This window comes from Amycolatopsis sp. NPDC054798, from assembly GCF_053611505.1.
The window spans coordinates 15,669-32,933 of the sequence record NZ_JBSHAM010000036.1; the positions used below are offsets into that span (position 1 = coordinate 15,669).

At 69.3% G+C, this 17,265-nt stretch carries 14 protein-coding genes and 2 tRNA genes; 3 read left to right on the forward strand and 13 right to left on the reverse strand.

Annotated features, from left to right (window positions below; translation table 11 throughout):
- Nucleotides 1-52: 52 nt before the first annotated feature.
- The 4 genes from ACWGIC_RS22565 to ACWGIC_RS22580 all read right to left on the reverse strand — a co-directional run bounded on the left by ACWGIC_RS22565 (nt 53) and on the right by ACWGIC_RS22580 (nt 3,995).
- The gene (locus ACWGIC_RS22565) at nt 53-1,102 is read right to left on the reverse strand and encodes an AAA family ATPase (protein ID WP_452077921.1); all 1,050 of its coding nucleotides are present in this window, start codon (nt 1,100-1,102) and stop codon (nt 53-55) included.
- 46 nt (nt 1,103-1,148) lie between these two features.
- Nucleotides 1,149-2,186, reverse strand: coding sequence for an aliphatic amidase (locus ACWGIC_RS22570; RefSeq protein WP_452077922.1), 1,038 nt, complete (start codon nt 2,184-2,186; stop codon nt 1,149-1,151).
- Nucleotides 2,187-2,209: 23 nt separating this feature from the next.
- A complete protein-coding gene (locus ACWGIC_RS22575; RefSeq protein WP_452077923.1) occupies nt 2,210-2,836 on the reverse strand; it encodes an AmiS/UreI family transporter in 627 nt (208 codons plus the stop codon).
- Nucleotides 2,837-2,924: 88 nt separating this feature from the next.
- Nucleotides 2,925-3,995, reverse strand: coding sequence for a substrate-binding domain-containing protein (locus ACWGIC_RS22580; protein ID WP_452077924.1), 1,071 nt, complete (start codon nt 3,993-3,995; stop codon nt 2,925-2,927).
- A gap of 96 nt (nt 3,996-4,091) precedes the next feature.
- Between ACWGIC_RS22580 and ACWGIC_RS22585 the strand changes: the two genes are divergently transcribed.
- Nucleotides 4,092-4,499, forward strand: a complete 408-nt coding sequence (locus tag ACWGIC_RS22585; protein ID WP_452077925.1) for a MarR family winged helix-turn-helix transcriptional regulator — start codon at nt 4,092-4,094, stop codon at nt 4,497-4,499.
- Nucleotides 4,500-4,504: 5 nt separating this feature from the next.
- Here the strand turns inward: ACWGIC_RS22585 and ACWGIC_RS22590 are convergent, their stop codons facing one another.
- Nucleotides 4,505-4,987 (reverse strand): hypothetical protein, encoded by a 483-nt coding sequence (locus ACWGIC_RS22590; protein WP_452077926.1) that lies wholly within the window; start codon nt 4,985-4,987, stop codon nt 4,505-4,507.
- 71 nt (nt 4,988-5,058) lie between these two features.
- On the reverse strand, nt 5,059-5,805 hold the full coding sequence (locus tag ACWGIC_RS22595; protein ID WP_452077927.1) for an IclR family transcriptional regulator: 747 nt from the start codon (nt 5,803-5,805) through the stop codon (nt 5,059-5,061).
- 106 nt (nt 5,806-5,911) lie between these two features.
- Between ACWGIC_RS22595 and ACWGIC_RS22600 the strand changes: the two genes are divergently transcribed.
- On the forward strand, nt 5,912-7,039 hold the full coding sequence (locus ACWGIC_RS22600; protein ID WP_452077976.1) for a CaiB/BaiF CoA transferase family protein: 1,128 nt from the start codon (nt 5,912-5,914) through the stop codon (nt 7,037-7,039).
- Nucleotides 7,036-8,226, forward strand: coding sequence for an acyl-CoA dehydrogenase family protein (locus tag ACWGIC_RS22605; RefSeq protein WP_452077928.1), 1,191 nt, complete (start codon nt 7,036-7,038; stop codon nt 8,224-8,226). The genes ACWGIC_RS22600 and ACWGIC_RS22605 overlap by 4 nt, the downstream gene beginning before the upstream one ends.
- Here the strand turns inward: ACWGIC_RS22605 and ACWGIC_RS22610 are convergent.
- The 7 genes from ACWGIC_RS22610 to ACWGIC_RS22640 form a co-directional block, all read right to left on the reverse strand.
- Nucleotides 8,193-9,371, reverse strand: a complete 1,179-nt coding sequence (locus ACWGIC_RS22610; RefSeq protein WP_452077929.1) for an MFS transporter — start codon at nt 9,369-9,371, stop codon at nt 8,193-8,195. The genes ACWGIC_RS22605 and ACWGIC_RS22610 overlap by 34 nt on opposite strands.
- Nucleotides 9,368-9,844 (reverse strand): carboxymuconolactone decarboxylase family protein, encoded by a 477-nt coding sequence (locus ACWGIC_RS22615; RefSeq protein WP_452077930.1) that lies wholly within the window; start codon nt 9,842-9,844, stop codon nt 9,368-9,370. The genes ACWGIC_RS22610 and ACWGIC_RS22615 overlap by 4 nt, the downstream gene beginning before the upstream one ends.
- A 48-nt stretch (nt 9,845-9,892) precedes the next feature.
- Entirely contained in the window at nt 9,893-11,284 is a 1,392-nt protein-coding gene (pdxR, locus tag ACWGIC_RS22620; protein WP_452077931.1) for a MocR-like pyridoxine biosynthesis transcription factor PdxR, read from the reverse strand.
- A gap of 147 nt (nt 11,285-11,431) precedes the next feature.
- Nucleotides 11,432-13,567, reverse strand: coding sequence for a phosphocholine-specific phospholipase C (locus tag ACWGIC_RS22625; protein WP_452077932.1), 2,136 nt, complete (start codon nt 13,565-13,567; stop codon nt 11,432-11,434).
- A 199-nt stretch (nt 13,568-13,766) separates the two neighbouring features.
- Nucleotides 13,767-16,760 carry an AAA domain-containing protein gene (locus tag ACWGIC_RS22630; protein WP_452077933.1) on the reverse strand — a complete coding sequence of 998 codons (2,994 nt, stop codon included), beginning with the start codon at nt 16,758-16,760 and terminating at the stop codon, nt 13,767-13,769.
- A gap of 286 nt (nt 16,761-17,046) precedes the next feature.
- Nucleotides 17,047-17,118: transfer RNA gene (locus ACWGIC_RS22635), tRNA-Val, on the reverse strand.
- A gap of 34 nt (nt 17,119-17,152) precedes the next feature.
- A tRNA-Val gene (locus ACWGIC_RS22640) sits at nt 17,153-17,224 on the reverse strand.
- Nucleotides 17,225-17,265 lie beyond the last annotated feature (41 nt).

The following is a 17,265-nucleotide window of genomic DNA, read 5'->3' on the forward strand; positions in this document are numbered from 1 at the left end:
GGGATGTCCGACGTCCTATGTCCGGAGAACTTAGAGAGGCGGTCGCGCGGCGTCAAGCCTCCGGATCGGTGGCGGTCGCGCGGATCGTTCCGGTCTCGGCGGTCGCGGTGATCCGCAGCGGGGCGGTGCCGGTCGGGCGCACCCGCATGATTTCCGCGGCTACCGGGGCGGCCAGGTGCGTGCGCAGGGTCCGGCGCAGGCCGCGGGCGCCGTAGACCGGGTCGAAGCCCTCGTCGGCTAGCAGGCGGATGGCGGATTCGGCTACCTGGAGGTCGACGCCGCGGCGGCGGAGCCTGGAGCGCAGCAGATCGGTTTCCAGGCGGGCGACTTGTTCGACGGTGGTGCGGTCCAGTTCGTCGAAGATCACTGTCTCGTCGATGCGGTTCAGGAATTCCGGGTCGAAGAACGACTGCAGGGCTTTGTCGACGACGGCTCGGCGGGTGTGGCTGCGGTCCAGGAGCGAGCGCCAGCGGGAACCGCGGCGGCGGGCCAGTTCCTTCGAGCCCAGGTTCGAGGTGAGGAAGACGAAGCTGTTGCGGAAGGAGATCTTTTCCTGCCCGTTCGCCAAGCGCAGCATTCCGTTGTCCAGGACGCCGAGGAGTGCGCGAAGGACGGTGGGGTGCGCCTTCTCGACCTCGTCGAAGAGGACGATTCCTGGGGTGTACGGGTCACCCTCCACAGTGGATCGGTCGAAGACGGTGAAGGCTTCCTTGCTGCCAGCGTAGCCGGGAGGGGCGCCGTTGAAGGAGGCTGCGTAGTGCTCTTGTGCGAGGGAGTTCATGTCTACCCGGCACAGATCGTCCGGGCCGGAGCGCAGGGCGGCGGCGACCTGGCGGACCAGTTCGGTTTTGCCGACGCCGGTCGGGCCGAGCAGCAGGACCGTCGCGGGTGGACGGTCGGGTTCGGTCGCGCCCGCGCGGGCCAGGATGATGGCGCGGACGACGGCCTCGACGGCTGCGTCTTGGCCGAGGACGCGGCTGCGGAGGCGTTCGGCCAAACCGTCCGGGGTGTCCGGTGTGGACACTGTGACCGCGGGGGCGGGCGGAGCGGCTGGCTGCCGGTTCCGGTTCTGGTCGTGGTACCTGTCGGTGATGAACGGCATGGTGTCCTTTCCCTGAACCGAAAACCGGAACCGGCAGCCAGCAGAATCAGGCCTGTTTGGTCTTTTCCGCGGGCAGCTGGCCTACGGGGCATTCGGCGACGCCGATCGTGCTGCGCGTGATGGCCTCGACGTTCTCCTGCGCCTTCTGCGCGTCGGTGACCCACGTGCGGTAGAACTCGAACGGGCAGTCCGCGACGCCCTTGTCGCCGTCACCGGCCGCGTGCACGCCCGAGTAACCCCGGTGCAGCAGCTTGAACAGGTGGTTCTGCGACTGGTCGTACTCTCGTGCGTCCCGGATCGCCGAGAGCGACAGTTGGGCGAACTGGATGCCGTATTCCTCCTCGCCGGTTTCGCCGAGCGTCCGGCCGTCGAAGCCGATGATCGAGGAGTGGCCGAAATACGAGTACACGCCGTCGAATCCGGCCGCGTTGGCGACCGCGACGTAGCAATTGTTGGCCCACGCCATGGCTTTCGCCATCAGCACCTGCTGGTCCTTCGCCGGATACATGTAGCCCTGACAGCGGACGATCAGCTCGGCGCCCTTCATCGCGCAGTCGCGCCAGATTTCCGGGTAATTGCCGTCGTCGCAGATGATCAGCGAGATCTTCATGCCCTTCGGGCCGTCCGTGACGTAGGTCGTGTCGCCCGGGTACCAGCCCTCGATCGGGCACCACGGCAGGATTTTCCGGTACTTCTGCACGATCTCGCCGTGGTTGTCGATCAGCACCAGAGTGTTGTACGGCGGTTTGTCCGGGTGGTCCTCGTGCTGTTCGCCGGTGATCGAGAAGACGCCCCAGGTGTCGGCTTCGCGGCAGGCGGCGGAGAAGATCGCAGTCTCCTCGCCGGGGACGGTCGCCGCGGTTTCGTACATTTCCTGCTCGTCGTACATGATCCCCTGCGTCGAGTATTCGGGGAACACGACGAGGTCCATTCCGGGCAGGCCGCTCTTCATGCCGACGACCATGTCGGCGATCTTGCGCGCGTTGTCCAGCACCTCGGCCTTCGAATGCAGCCGCGGCATCTTGTAGTTCACGACCGCGATGCCGACCGTGTCCGGGCTCGAGGAAATGTCGCCGTGTCGCATGGGAGTTCTCCTTCGGTGAGTGGTCAGGCCGCGGCCGCGGCGCGGTCGTGGGCGGGACGGGGCTGGCCGCGGAACCCGAGCACCGCGGCGAGGAGGACGAGCAGGACAGCGGCGGCCGCGGCGATGAGCGCGGTGGTCGCGGTGGAGCGGTAGCCGCCGGTGAGCGCGAGGAACGCGGGCAGCGTGCAGGTCGGCTGGCTCAACAGGACAGTCGCCCAGCCGGTGAATCGGGTCAGCTCCTCGCGGCCGAGCCCGAGCACGAGGAAGAACAGGCCCCACAGCAGAGCCCAGGCGAGCCATATGACGCCGAACACGGGATCGTGCTGCCGCCAGAACGCCAAGCCGGCGTACACCAGCGCGGCGCCCGCGACGAACAGCGAAAACCAGCCGATGCCCTCGGGTTCGAGCCCGGCGAGGTTCGCGATCCCGACGTACAGATAGGTGAAGCCGAACAGGAACAGCCCGGAGGCGCCGAGGATCGCTTCGGAATCCCCGTGCGCCTGGATGATCAGCACCGTCGGCGTCACGCATTGCAGCCCGCCCACGAACAGATTCAGCGCGGCGGCCGACCGCGCGGGCACGCGCCCGAGCAGCATCAGCCCGTTGACCAGCAGTACCGCCCCGACGTAGAGCAGGCCGACGTTGTTCATCGCACGCTCCTCAGTTGGTACCAGATGAAATACTGTCAGGTGAAAATAAATGGGCGGACGGCGGCCGTCAAGCCCGGAACGGGCCGGGTCAGAGCCGGGTGATCGGATCGAAGTCGCAGCCGCGGGCGGCGGCGAGGTGCACGTGCTGAGCGGCTTGCTGGCCGTGGAATTCGACGGTGCCGCGCGGGCCGTCGTAGGCGACGCCGTCGATAGCCGCGTTCAGCGCGCGCAGGTCCGGAGTGCCTGCGCGGCGCGCTAGTTCGGCGAGCGTGTGCAGGCCCTCGTAACAGGATTCGGCCGCGTTGTTGAGCGGGGGAGCGGCCGGGCCGTGCAGATGGACGTAGCGGCCGAGCAGGTCCATCGCGTCCGCGGTGACCAGGGAACGGAAGTACGCGGCGGACGCGAAGAGGTTGCGGGTCGCCTCGGCTCCGCTGGCGAGCAGCATGTTTTCTTCCATCAGCGGGCTGAACCGCAGCATCTGCTCGTGGAGGCCGCGCGCGGCGAACCGGCGGTTGAACCGCACCGCGTCCTGTCCGACGAAGAGCATGAGAACGCCGTCGCACGCCGACGTTTCGACGCGGCGGACGAGCCGCGCCATGTCGCCGGAACCCAGCCCGACGAAGGCTTCCCCGGCGATCTGGAGATCGAGTTCCCTTGCGTAGCGCCGGATCGCGTCCGCGGAACCGCGCGGCCACACGTAGTCGTCGCCCGCCACGAACCAGGTTCGCGCGCCGCAATTGTCGCGCAACCACCGCAGCGCGGGCTGGATCTGCACGCGCGGGATTTCGCCGGAACAGTAGATGCCAGAACGGTTTTCGCCGCCTTCGTAGAGCGACGTGTACACGTACGGCACCCGGTCGGCGAGAACCGGCGCGAGTGCGTTGCGGACTGAGGAAATATGCCAACCGGTGACCGCGTCGATTTCGCCCGCGTCGACCAGGCGGCGTACCGCCGACGCGACCTGGGCGGGCGGAGCGCCGCCGTCGACGACTTCCAGCGTCACTTCGCGGCCGAGGATCCCGCCCGCGTCGTTGAGTTCCCGGACCGCGAGTTCGCTGATCGCCTCGCACGAGGGCCCGAAAAGGCCCGCCGGTCCCTGCAGCGGGACGACCAGCGCGACGCGCAACGCGCTCGCGCGGCTGGCGACTCCGAGTCCCATGCCGGCTCCGGGCTTCTTTGCCGGTTGACTTGCTTTCATCTGGAAGTCTTACAATGCAGAGGCATTTGCGCAAGGGCGGGGAACGAGGGCGGGCGGATGAGGCAGGCACAGGCGGCCGGGGCGTCGCTGATCCGCGAGCTCACCCGCACCGCCCGCGCGGTCACGCTGCGGATCGAGCCGCTGCTCAAACGCGAGGGGCTGAGCCTCGACGGCTGGCTGGTGCTGGACGCGCTCGCCGCGGGCGACGGGCTCACGATGACCGAACTGGCCGGGCGCACGCTGGTCACCGGGCCGACGCTGACCAGGGTGGTCGACCGGCTGGTCACCACCGCGGCGGCGTATCGCGAGGTCGACGCGGAGGACCGGCGGCGGGTCAGGGTGTACCTCGCGCCGCGCGGGCGCAGTGCGCATCAGCGGGCGACAGCGCGGCTGGCCGAGGTCGAACGCGAACTGGATCCGGACGGCGAGGTGCTGGCGAAGCTCTCGGACGTCGAGGTCGAGTAAGGCGTTCAGCTTTGCCGGCGTTGTGCCCAAGGCGTTCGGAAGACGACCAAGCTGCCGAGCAGGGCCAGGGAGAGCAGCGCCGCGCCGCCGTCGGTGATGACGGACGGGAGAATTCCGGCCGGTCCGTCGAGGGCGACGGACGCGTCGAAGACCGCGGGCGGGATTGCTACGACACCGGCGGCCTGCGTGACGTTGACGGCCACGGCGACCCAGAACGGCCACGTCCGGCCGGTCAGCGCCAGCAGCCCGACCGCGTTGCCGACGATGTAGAGACAGCCGACCGTGCGAAGCCCGATCAGGAATCCCTGCGCGTCGGACGTGCTGGCGCCGGCCGATCGCAGCGCGAGGCGGAGCATGTCCAGGTCGATGATCACGAAGTTCTGCAGGATCGTGCCGAGGGTGAAGGCCAGCGAGCAGACGACGGTGGCGATCTGCAGCGGGCGAGTCCACGCGGTGGGCTGGAACTTCCGGACAAGGGTGTGCGACATGGGTCCAGCGTCGTCCGGTTCGTGCCTGCGGACATCCGGTGCCAGCCCGGAATCGCGCTCGGGGGAATTCCCTAGGGCTGCTTCCGCCATTCGCGCCGGTGCCGGGTCAGGACGTCGATCAGCTCGGCTTTGCGCTCGGCCACTTCGGTGTGGCTGCCCATGATCCCGACCGCGGCGACAGTTCGGCCGTCCTCCACGACAGCGACCGACACGCCGTCCGCCTCGGTCGAAGCACTCGGCGCGGCGACCAGGCCCTCGGCCTGGATCCGGGTCAGGTCCCGGAGAAACCGCTCGGCCAGTTCGGCGTCCTCGGGCGGCAGCGCGCCGATCTGCGGCCACAGATCGCGCTTTTCCATGGCGGACAACAGGATCCAGCCGGTCGACGTGCGGATCGGCGAACGGCGCACGAAACCCTCGGCGAGATAGGCGTAGCGCGGGTCGTGCGAGGCGTAGTCGACGTAATAGAGGTCGCTGCCCACCATGATCGCCAGCACCGCGGTCATCCCGGTTTCCTCGTGCAGCGCTTCGAGGTCCTCGTGCGAGACCGTCGTGACGGCGGGGCGGCCGACGAGCCGGACGAGCAGGAAAGGAGCCGGGCCGAGGGAGTAGCGGCGGTCGTGTTCGTCGAGGTAGCCGGTCGCGACGAGGCCGTTGACCAGGCCCTGGATCGAACTCATCGGCGCGTCGAGCTCGCGGGCGAACTCGGTGAGCGTGACCCCGTTCCGGGAGCGTGCGGCCCGCTCCAGGATGGTCGACACCCGGTCGATCATCCGGTGGTGCGGCCTCGGGCGGCCGTCCGGCGTGGGGTGCGTCGGCATCGGTGCTTTCTCTCCTCGGGTGATCGGGAACTCTACCCGGACCAGCAGGTTGCGTAAATACGTATTCTGATGCCAGTATGCGTAGCGAGGAGGTGCGCTCGTGAGCATGCCGCTGGACGGTGTCGTCGTCGCGGATTTCAGCCGGGTGCTGGCCGGTCCGCTGGCCTGCGTGAACCTGGCCGACCTCGGGGCGACGGTGATCAAGGTCGAACGGCCCGGCTCCGGGGACGACACCCGCGGCTGGGGACCGCCGTGGACGGCGCATTCCAGCTCGTACTTCGAATGCGCCAACCGCTCGAAGAAGTCCGTGGTCCTCGATCTCGGCGACCCGGACGACCTGGTGCTGGCGCGCGAACTCGCCGGGCGCGCGGACGTGCTCGTCGAGAACTTCCGCTCCGGCGCACTGCAGCGGCGCGGGCTCGACTACGAATCCGTCCGCGTGGGTAATCCCGGCATTGTGTACTGCTCGGTTTCCGGCTTCGGCGGCGACGCGGACCTGCCCGGCTACGACTTCCTCGTGCAGGCGATGGGCGGCTTGATGAGCGTCACCGGCGCGGCGGACGGCGAACCGGCGAAGGTCGGCGTCGCGCTGGTCGACGTGCTCGCGGCGAAGGACGCCACCATCGGCATTCTCGCCGCGTTGCGGGCCCGCGAGAAGACTGGGCGCGGGCAGCGCGTCGAGGTGAACCTGCTGTCCAGTTTGCTCGGTTCGATGGCCAACCAGGCTTCCTCGTATCTCACGACCGGACGCGCGCCCCGCCGGATGGGCAACGCGCATCCGTCGATTGCGCCGTACGAAACGTTGCGCTGCAAGGACGACGTGCTCGCGCTGGCTTGCGGCAACGACGGGCAGTTCCGTCGGCTTGCCGAGGTGCTGGGCGTTCCGGAACTGGCCGACGACGAGAGGTTCGCGACGAACGCCGAACGCGTGCGCAATCGTCCGGAGCTGCGGGCTGCGCTCGAACAGCAGCTCGGCGCCGACACTGTGGTCGCGTGGGCCGCGCGGCTGACCGAGGCGGGCGTGCCCGCCGGACCGGTCGGCGATCTCGCGGACGGCTTCAAACTCGCGGAATCGCTCGGTCTCGCCCCCACCGTTCCGGTCGGCGACTCGCCGCCCCAGGTCCGCCATCCGATCGGCTACTCGGACACGCCGGTCGCCCGCTACACCGCCCCGCCCCGGCTGGGGCAGCACAGCGACGAGATTCGCCGCTGGCTCGCAGAGGAGAAGAAATGAGCGCCACGAAGTCCCTGCCGCCGCTGGACCCGCGCGACCCCGCCGGGCTCAACGACCTGTTCACCGACGACGAGAAGGCGATCGCGGCCGCGGTCCGCCGGGTCTGCTCCGAGCGGATCGACCCGTACGTCGGCGACTGGTTCGAGCGCGGCGAACTGCCCGATGTCCGCGGCCTCGCCAAGGATCTGGGGGCGCTCGGGGTGCTCGGGATGCATCTGGAGGGCTACGGCTGCGCCGGGATGTCGGCGACCGAGTACGGGCTCGCCTGTCTGGAACTGGAGGCGACCGACTCGGGCATCCGCTCGCTGGTGTCGGTGCAGGGTTCGCTGGCGATGTTCGCGATCTGGAAGTGGGGTTCGGAGGAGCAGAAGCAGCAGTGGCTGCCGTCGATGGCGGCGGGCGAGGCGATCGGCTGCTTCGGGCTGACCGAACCGGACGCAGGGTCGGACCCGGCCAGCATGCGCACCCGCGCGCGGCGCGACGGCGACGACTGGGTCCTCGACGGCCGGAAGATGTGGATTACCAACGGAAGCGTCGCCGACGTCGCCGTAGTGTGGGCGCAGACTGACAAGGGCGTGCGCGGCTTCGTCGTGCCCACCGACACCCCGGGCTTCTCGGCTCCGGAGATCAAGCACAAGCTGTCGTTGCGCGCTTCGATCACGAGCGAACTCGTTCTCGACGGCGTGCGGCTGCCCGCGGACGCGGTGCTGCCGGAGGTCACCGGGTTGAAGGGACCGTTGAGCTGCCTCAACGAGGCCCGCTTCGGCATCGTGTGGGGTTCGGTCGGCGCGGCTCGTTCCTGCTTGCAGGCGGCGATGTCGTACGCCGAGGACCGCGTCCAGTTCGGGAAACCGATCTCCGCGTTCCAGCTGACGCAGCAGAAACTTGTCGACATGACGCTGGAGTACACGAAGGCGCTGCTGCTCGCGATCCACTTGGGACGGCGCAAGGACGCCGGGGTGCTGCGGCCGGAACAGGTCAGCCTCGGCAAGCTGAACAACGTCCGCGAGGCGATCGAGATCTGCCGCACCGCGCGCACGATCCTCGGCGCGAACGGGATTTCGCTGGAGTACCCGGTGATCCGGCACATGAACAACCTCGAATCGGTGCTCACCTACGAGGGCACCGTCGAGATGCACACGCTGGTGGTCGGTCAAGCGATCACCGGGCAGTCCGCTTTCCGCTGAGGGACGGCCATGGCCGCGAGCGCGACGGCCGCGGCCAGCATCCCGAGCCCGGCGAGCGTCCAGCCGAGGAAGCCGAACGTCAGCACGAGCGGGACCAGCACGATCGGTCCGGTGATGCGCGCGAGCGCGGTGCTGGTGGCGAACAGCGCTTGGTACTGGCCCTGATGTCCTTCGGGGGCAAGGCTGAACGCGAGGTGCCAGGCTCCGGCGGAGGCGGTCGTTTCGGCGATGGTGAGCAGGAGCGCGCCGAGCAGGGCCACGACTACCGGCTGGGAGGTCGAGCCGAGCGAGCCGAAGGCGGTGCAGGCGGCGATCAGGAAGATTCCGCCTACGGCAAGGGATCTGCGTGCGGTGCGGGCATCGCGGACGTGCCGGCTGATCGGCAGCTGGAGGAGCACGACCAGAATGGTGTTGGTCAGCAGCACCACCGCGGAAGTCCATTGTGGAGCTGTGCTGCGCATGACTATCCACAGTGGAAGGGTGACGCTGAGGACCGGCATGGTCAGCTGCGTGACCGCGGCCAGCGCCGTCAGGGTGACGTAGCGGCGGTCGCGCAAGGCTGGCCAGCCGGTCTGGCGTTCGGTGGGCGCGTCCGGTCCGGCGTGCAGGTACAGCGCGGTGGCGAAGACGAACAATCCGGCGTCAGCGAGGAAAACGGTGACCGCGTTGGTTCCTGCGGCCAAGACGAGCGCACCCAGGCCCGAGCCCGCGCCGATGCCGATGTTGACGGCGGTGTGCAGCAGTGCGCGGGCTCGGACGCGGCCTTCGGGAGCGACGACGGTCGCGACGACAGCTTGGCGGCCCGCCGCGAGCGCGCTCTGCCCGCAGGCGAAGAGCGCGCACGCGGCGATGTACAGCGGAACAGTGTGCGCGACGGCGAACAGCAGCAAACCCGCGACCGCGGCGACGGTCGCCGCGGCGAGTGCGCGGCGGGCGCCGATCCGGTCCAGCAGCGTCCCGAACGGAACGGTGGTGGTCAGGCTCGTCGCGGCGCCGAGCGACAGCCCGAGTGCCACGATTCCCGCCGGCAAGCCGACCCGGGTGGTGAAGTGGACGGCGGACACGGCCAGGACCGCGCCGTCGCCTGCCGAGGTCAGTGCTTGGGCGGTGGCGAGCCGCCGGATCGCCGTGCGCGCGGTGCTCATGCCGGGCTGACCGACCAGCAGCGGGTCGAGACGCCGACCGTGTTCCACATGTTGATGGCGGTGATCAGCGCGATCAACGCTGCCGCGCCTTCCTCGCCGAACGCCGCGACCGCCTCGGTGACGGTCGACTCGGGCACGTGCGTTTCGGAGAGGCGCGTGACGTCCTCGGTGAGTGCGAACGCGGCGCGCTCGGCTGCGGTGAACAGACCGGATTCCGGCCAGACGGCGAGGGCGTCGACGCGCTGTGCCGTAACGCCTTCCTTGCGCGCGGCCTGTGAGTGCATGTCGACGCAGTACGCGCAGCCGTTGATCTGGGACGCGCGGAGGCGGACCAGTTCGCGCAGGCCCGGGTCGATGCCGGCGTGGTCGAGCTGCTGGGTCGCGGCGTCGTCCAAAGTGCTCATCGCGCGGGAGAAAATCGGGGCCAGAGCGTCGAAGTCGAGGCGCTGGGGGATGGGGATCGTCGTGGTCATGGACCTAGATTAGGTCCCGAATGGACCGAGTTCCCGGCCAATCCAGCGCTAGAAACTCAGTCCATTCGCCACCGCGTCGGCGGCCAGTGCGAGTGCGCGCGTGGCTCGGGCGGACGACACCGCGCCGTAGCCGATGACGACCCCGGCGCGGTCCGGGTTGCCGCCAGGGGCGCGGTAGTCGGCGAGTCCTTCGAGAGCGACGCCGAACTCGCGTGCGGCGGCGAGTGCGCGTTTTTCGGCGGCGGCGTCAGGGAGTTCGACCAGGCATTGCAGACCCGCGGCGAGGCCAGCGGGCCGCAACTCCGGGGTGCGTTCGGCGAGCAGTCGGGCGAACAGTTCGCGGCGTGTCCGGAAGGTGGCGCGGCGTCGCCGAACGGCTCGGTCATACTCGTGGGAGTCGAGAAAACGGGCGAGGACCTGCTGGTGCAGCCCGCTGGGCGTGACGCCGCTGAGATTCCGCTGCCGGAGCAATTCGGGGAGAAGCGGGCGCGGGGCCACTGCCCAGGCGACGCCGACGGCCGGGGCTAGGGCTTTGCTCGACGTGCCCAGATATACGACACGGTCCGGCGCGAGAGCTTGGAGCGCACCGATGCTGCGGCGGTCGTAGCGGAACTCGCCGTCGTAGTCGTCCTCCAGGATCAGCGCGTCCTGGCTGTTCGCCCATTCGACCGCGGCCCGGCGACGCTCCGGCGAGAGCGGCACTCCGGTCGGGAATTGGTGCGCTGGCGTGAGAAAGACCGCGTCCGCTTTGGTGCCGGCGAGGTCGGCGCCATCGGAGTCGACGGGGATCGCGACGATCTCCAGCCCGGACTCGGCGATGATGCGCCGGTGCCGTTCGTGCCCGAACTCCTCGACGGCGATCCGCTTGCCGCCGCGGGCGCGAATGCTCCGGCAGGTCAAGGAAAGCAGGTCGCCGAAGCCGCTGCCGATCAGGACTTCCGCCGCGGTGACCGCGACGCCGCGAGTCCGGGCGAGGTAGCCGGCGAGGGTGTCGCGGAGTTCGATCGCCCCTTCGGGCGGCGCGTAGGCGAACGCCGAGACCGGCATTTCCGACAGCGCCCGCCGCGTTTGCGCGCTCCATTGGTTGCGCGGAAAGTCGCCAGCATCGGCGAGACCGCCGCGAAGCTCGTACTTCGGCGGCGATTGTTGTTGTGCGGCAGCCGGTTGCGCTTGCCGGGGAGATCCGGTGACCCACGTTCCGGCGCCGACGCGGCTCTCCAGCCAGCCTTCGGCGGCGAGTCGCGAGTAGACCTCGGAGACAGTGCTGCGGGCGATGCCCAGATCGGTGGCGAGTGCGCGCGAAGCGGGCAGCCGGGTGCCTACCGGAAGACGGCCGTCGACGACTGCGGCGCGCAAAGCCGTTTCGAGCGCGTGCGCCGGGCGGGTGGTGGACACGGGCAGGTAGAGGTCGAGCCCGTCGGCCGCCGATGCGCGCTTCATCCGCCGGACTTTAGCCGGAGGGCGTCCGATCAGCCCGGCCGGCGATATCCGAGGTCCGTGAGGGCCACCCTGAGGGAATCTGATTCCCTCAGGGTTCCCCTCACGGACTTTCGCCGGAGAGCCGCTCGGCTGGGGTGTTCGCGGGGATTACCGTCGCGGGCCGGGGTCGCTGAAGCTCGGCCGTCCGGTCTCGTTGTGCCCGGCGAACCGGCGCAGGTAACCCGGCGCGGCCGGGTCGGTCAGCGAGACGTCGAACCAGCCGAACGAGGACGCCGTCTCGCACGGCACCCGCCGCGTTTCGCCGGGGCCGAGCACGATCGTCCGGGCGGCACCGTGGCTGTAGTCGTTGCGCAGCTTGAGTTTCCGGCGCTGACGGCCCGGGTTCGTGACGGTCAGCGTCAGCAGCGGGGCGCCGTAGTTGTTCGTGGACACCGAAACCTCGGGTTCGGCGGTGTCCGCGGTGGTGCCGGTGAACTGCGCGAGGTAGCCGTTCGCGCCGGTGACGCGCAGGTCGTAGTTGCCGTGCTCGTCGGTGCCCGGCGCGCCTTCCCAGGTGTCGCTGATGGTGTCGTGCGCGGCGACGGTGTAGCGGCGGGGCGAATCGCCGTGCGCGTAGACGTAGAAGTACGCGCCCGCGGCGCCGTCGTTGGTGAACTGCACCGAAACCGAACGGCCGTCGCGCTTCCCGGCGAGCGCGGTGGTGAACCGGTACGGCAGCGCCCGCGCGGGGCGGACGCCCGGCTCCTGCTTCGGCATCGTCTGCGGCAGCTTCACCGAGAACGGCTGGTTCTTGCTCGGCAGCGGCGCGGGCGTGGGCGTCACGACCGGTTTGGTCTGCGGGCGGGAGAAATCGAACGCCGAGGTGAGGTCGCCGCAGACGGAACGGCGCCACGCGCTGATGTTCGGCTCCGCCACGCCGAACCGGGCTTCCAGGAAGCGCAGCACCGAGGTGTGGTCGAAGGTTTCCGAGCACACCCAGCCGCCGCGCGACCACGGCGACACGACGAGCATCGGCACCCGGGAACCGAGTCCGGCGGGGTGTTTGCCGGTCAGCGAAACGCCGGTCGGCGCGCCGCCGGTGCCCTTCGGGAGCTTGTCGAAGTCGAGGGTCTCGTCGGGCAGGCTCGCCGCGAGCGAGCGTGAGACCAGCCCGTCCGTGCCGGGCCGGTTGACCAGCGGCGGCATCGGCGGGACGACGTGGTCGAACAGGCCGTCGTTCTCGTCGTAGTTGATGAAGAAGACGGTTTTGCTCCACACCTCGGGGTTCGAGACGAGCGCGTCGAGGACGAGGTTCAGGTAGTACGCGCCGTCGCTCGCGGACGCGGCGGCGTGCTCGCTGTACTTGTACGGCGGGACGATCCAGGTGACCTGCGGCAAGGTCCCGGCCTGGACGTCGGCGCGGAACTCCTTGAGCGTGTGCGTCGAAACGCCCCGCTCGACCAGCGGCCCGGAAGCGCCTTCCTTCGCGTGGTATTTCGCGAAGAACTCCAGGGAGTTGTCGGTGTAGTTGTCCGTGGGCTCGCCGGGGATTCCGCTGCCGCCCTGGTAGAGCTTCCAGCTCACGCCCGCCTGCTGCAGCCGTTCGGGGTAGGTCGTCCAGCTGTAGCCGTTGGTGTCCGGCCGTTCCCACAGCCCGGGCCCGTTCTGCTTGCTGCCGAGGCGGTTCTGCGTGTCGATCGTGCCGGACCACAGCAGGATCCGGTTCGGCGCGGTGTCCGCCGGGACGGAGCAGTGGTAGGCGTCGCAGATGGTGAACGCTTCAGCGAGCGCGTAGTGATAGGGCAGCTCGGACCGCTGCTGGTAGGTCATGGTGAACACGTCCTGCTTTTCGTTCACCCAGCCGTCGTAGCGCCCGCCGTTCCACAGCGGTTCGCCGCTGCCCCAGCCGTGGTGCGTGCCGGCGATGTGCTCGCTGGTGCGCAGCGCGTCGAGCGGGAACGGCAGCACGTACTCGGCGTCGTCGGGCAGCCCGCGCCCGTTGTAGCCGGAGGTGCGCACCTTCGCCGGCGGCTGGTAGAACACCGGCCGCCCGTTGGGCAGCAGGTGCGGCCGCGGGTCGCTGTAGCCGCGAACGCCGCGCATAGTGCCGAAATAGTGGTCGAAGGACCGGTTCTCCTGCATCAGCACGACGACGTGCTCGACGTCCTCGATGGTGCCCGACCGGCGGGACGGTTCGACCGCGAGAGCCTTCCCGATGGATCCCGGCAGCAGCCCTCCGGCCGCCGCCCCGGCGAGCGAAGCGCCCGCCATGCCGAGAAAATTCCGGCGACTCGTACCCGCCATGGTGCGTTCCTCCGTGTGCTCGCGGCGAGACAGCGGTCGCCCGGAGTTACCGGCCGCCGCTCGCCCGGGTGAGAGCATGAACGACCATGATGTCCCGGATCTGGCGGCCGGGTGAATACTTCCGACGGGGGCAACTCGGGCCAAACTTGAAGCAAGGCTGGGGAAAGCTGCTCGCGCGGCCGTCAGCCGGCCGGCGGCGTCACAGCCAGCGCTGGATGAGATGGCGGGGAGTGTCCGCGGTGACATACCAGCGCTTGGCTTTGCCGTCCCAGCGCGCTTTCGCGGTTTTCTTGGCCGCGTCCTTCTCCGCGAAAGGCACGTTCAGGTACAACCGGTCCGAGCCGTTGTCCTGGTGCGCACGCGCTTGCTGTCCCTGGGACCGCTCGGTTCGGGCCGGCCGGTCGGGACGGGCGCGCTCGACGATGCGGCGCACCCGTTCGCAGGCCCCGGGATCGGTGATGCGCATCATCAAATCGGTGGGCCCGGTGCTGGCGAGCAGGTTGAGCGATCCGTGCCACAGCACCTCGTTGTCGACGATCACGACCTTCTCGTGCATGCGTTCGCGCTGGACCACGGTGCACCCCGCCGCCTCGAGCGCCGCGATCTGGTTCCCGGACCGGGAACGCTGGGCGGGTCGCGTGTGGACGGTGACGCTCAGTCCGCTGTCGATGCGGGGTTTCAGCCGGGAGAGCCAGCGATCGACCGGAGCCGGGTCGAGAAACGCGCAGTAGATGTCGATGCTGCGCCGGGCGTGGTCGATGTCCCAGGCGACGGCACGGGGCACCTCGTCGGCGGGGAAGAAGGCGGGCCGGTTCAGTTCGTGCGGGCTGAGGCCGGCGAGTTCGTCGGCCGCGCGGAACGGGACGAGATCGCCGATGTCGAGCCGGTGCGCGTGCCGTTCCAGGTACTTCACCAGACGGGCGGCTTCGCCGTGCGGCTTGAGATTGCGGGTCAGGAAGTCGACGTCGGCGACCACCACGAGGTGGTCTTGCGCGCGGCTCACGGCCACGTTGAGCAGCCGGCAGGTCGCGGAGGAAAGCCCGGTTCCCTCGTAGAAGAAGCCCACCTTGTCCCCGGCGCCCGCGACGGTGTCGATCACCACCAGGGGGCGCTGGCTCCCCTGAAACCTGTGCACGGTGTCGACGACGCCGTCGTACTCGGCGCCGAACCGGTAGGCGAGGCTGTTCTGCAACGCCCTGACCTGATCGCGGTAGGGGGCGATGACCGCCATCCGGCCGGTCGGCTGGGCCTCGGGCGGGCAGTTTTCCTCCTTGCGCGCGGGCAGCACCCCGTCGTACTGGAGCCCGCGGACAAGTTCGTGGATCACGGCTTCGTGCACGGGGTTGGACTTGTGCCCGCCGGCTCCGCCCCGCGCGGCCGAACGGCGGGACGCGGTGTCGATCAGCACCAGCGGAGCCTCCAGCAGAGGCGACTGGGGCAACCGGCTGCTGTCTCCGCGTCCGGTGATCAGGGGCGCGTCCGGGTAGGCGACGGTGTTCACGACCGCGCAGATCGCCGGGCGCATCCGGTATTGGGTGTTCAGCCCGACCAGACAGGGATGAGGCCGTACCTGCCCCAAATCGTCGACGAGGCCGGCCGCGTGGAAAGCGTCCCGGTCCATCCAGCGCTCGGAGTGCGCCCGCGTTTCCGGAGTGGCCTTGCGATCGCTCGACGCCCGGGTGACGGCGGGCAGCTGGCGAAAGTCCCCGGCTACGACCACCCTCTTCGCGGCCAGCGCGGCGGCGTACCACGCCGACGGGAGGTTGACCATGCCTGCCTCGTCGATGACGACAGTGTCGAACTTGTTGATCAGGAAGCGGGACTGGACCGCTTTGGCCACTGTCGTTCCCATGACCCGGCAGTTGTCGCGCACTACGTCCTCGATGGTGCGGAGTTTTTCTTGCAGCGCAGCGAGTCGTTCCCGGCAGTCCGCGGCCAGCGCGGCGAGCCGGTCGGCGGGCGCGAGCCCCGCCAGCTGCGGCCGGAGCTTGCCCAGCTTGAGTTCCGCGGCGTCGGCCTGCGCGGCGAGGCGCTGCTGTTCGGCGGTGGAGAACTGGTGCCGGGCCCCGTGATCGGCCTCGTTCCGGGCGGCGGCCTGGAGCAGATAGACGAGTTCGTCGCGCCGCCGCGCCTTCCGGGCGGCGAACAGGCCGGACGGCTCCCCGATTCCGGTCAGCTCCTGGTGCATCCCGGCCGCTTCATGACGAATCGCCGCGATGTGGGCGGCCGCCGCGGCAGCGATCTGGGCGTGCTGGTTCGCGGCGTTCCGCAGCTGCAGCAGATCCCGCGTCAGTTCCTCGTATTCGCGGTACAGCTCCAGTTGTTTGTCGGCGGTTTCGAGCCGGTCTTTCAGCACCTCGATCTCCGCGGCCAGCGCGGAACTCAACCGTGCGACGATTTCGTCCGCGTCGATCTGGTTGCCGTACTTTTCCTTGAGGGAGCTGATCGCGATGTCGCCGAGCCGTTGCACGAGTCCGTCGGCGAATCCGTTTTCGGCGTTCAGCAGCTCGCACAGCCGGCTCACCGCCTGATCGACGGCTACCTTCGTCGGGGCGAGGAACAGCACCCGGCGGCCTTGCCGGTAACTGCCCTCCACGATGTGGCCGACGACCTCGGTTTTGCCGGTGCCGGGCGGTCCCCAGACGAAGGAGAGATCGCTTCCGAGCGCGCGGACCACAGCGGTGCGCTGGTGCTCGTTCAGCTGCAGGTCCCGCCAGCCGCGCACGTATCGCTCCGGGTCGGGGCATTGCCCGGAGGCGGGGATGTTCCGGCCGAGGAGCCATCCGGCCGCGGTCAAGTTCACCCTGGTGGCCCCGGCAGCTGTCTGTTCGAGCTGTTCCGCCAGGACGACCAGCCCGGCAGTGTCGTCCTCGCGGAGTTCCGCCTTCGCGTTCAGCACCGCGGCCGACCGCAGCCGGATCCGCCCGCGGTCCGCCGCGACCAGCTCCGCCGCTTCCCAGCCCGCCCGCGGCGAACCCCGCACCAGCAGCGGCTTGTCCGCGAACGAGTCTTTCCAGCCGCGCCCGACGAACGCGTACTCGAATCTCTCGCCGTCCCCGCCCACCACGCGGCCCTCGGCCAGAAGCACCTTGTCGAACCCGGTCTCAGCGCCGAGAGTCGCGTCGATCTCCGCCCGGACCGCGCGCAGCAATTCGCCGATCTCCGGCTGAACCTCGTCCGTCTCCGCGGTCACCGCCGCCCCCCGTCCTCCGCCCGGCAACCCACCGTAGCGACCCCAACGCAAAGACGCCCCCACTTCACCCCAAACGCCCTCCGCCACCGAAACACCAACCTGCCGGAAACGAAGAGCTACCCCAACACCCGAAGCGGAGCCTTCACGCTCTACGCAACCCAAGCCTGGGGGGGTCCGGGGGGCGAAGCCCCTCCGGGCGGGGTCTGGGGGTTGCACCCCCAGAAAACACTTCGAGGCGAGGGGGCCCGCGTGTTCCGCGGGCACACCTCGCCTCGAGCATCGAACGTGGGCGATACTGGGATCGAACCAGTGACCTCTTCGGTGTGAACGAAGCGCTCTCCCCCTGAGCTAATCGCCCGTTGTGCAACGCACCAGCCTGGGGTGGACTGGAGTGCGCGATACTGGGATTGAACCAGTGACCTCTTCCGTGTCAGGGAAGCGCTCTCCCGCTGAGCTAATCGCGCTTGCTGCTGTGCAACGTGTCGTAAACATTAGCGGACGCCTC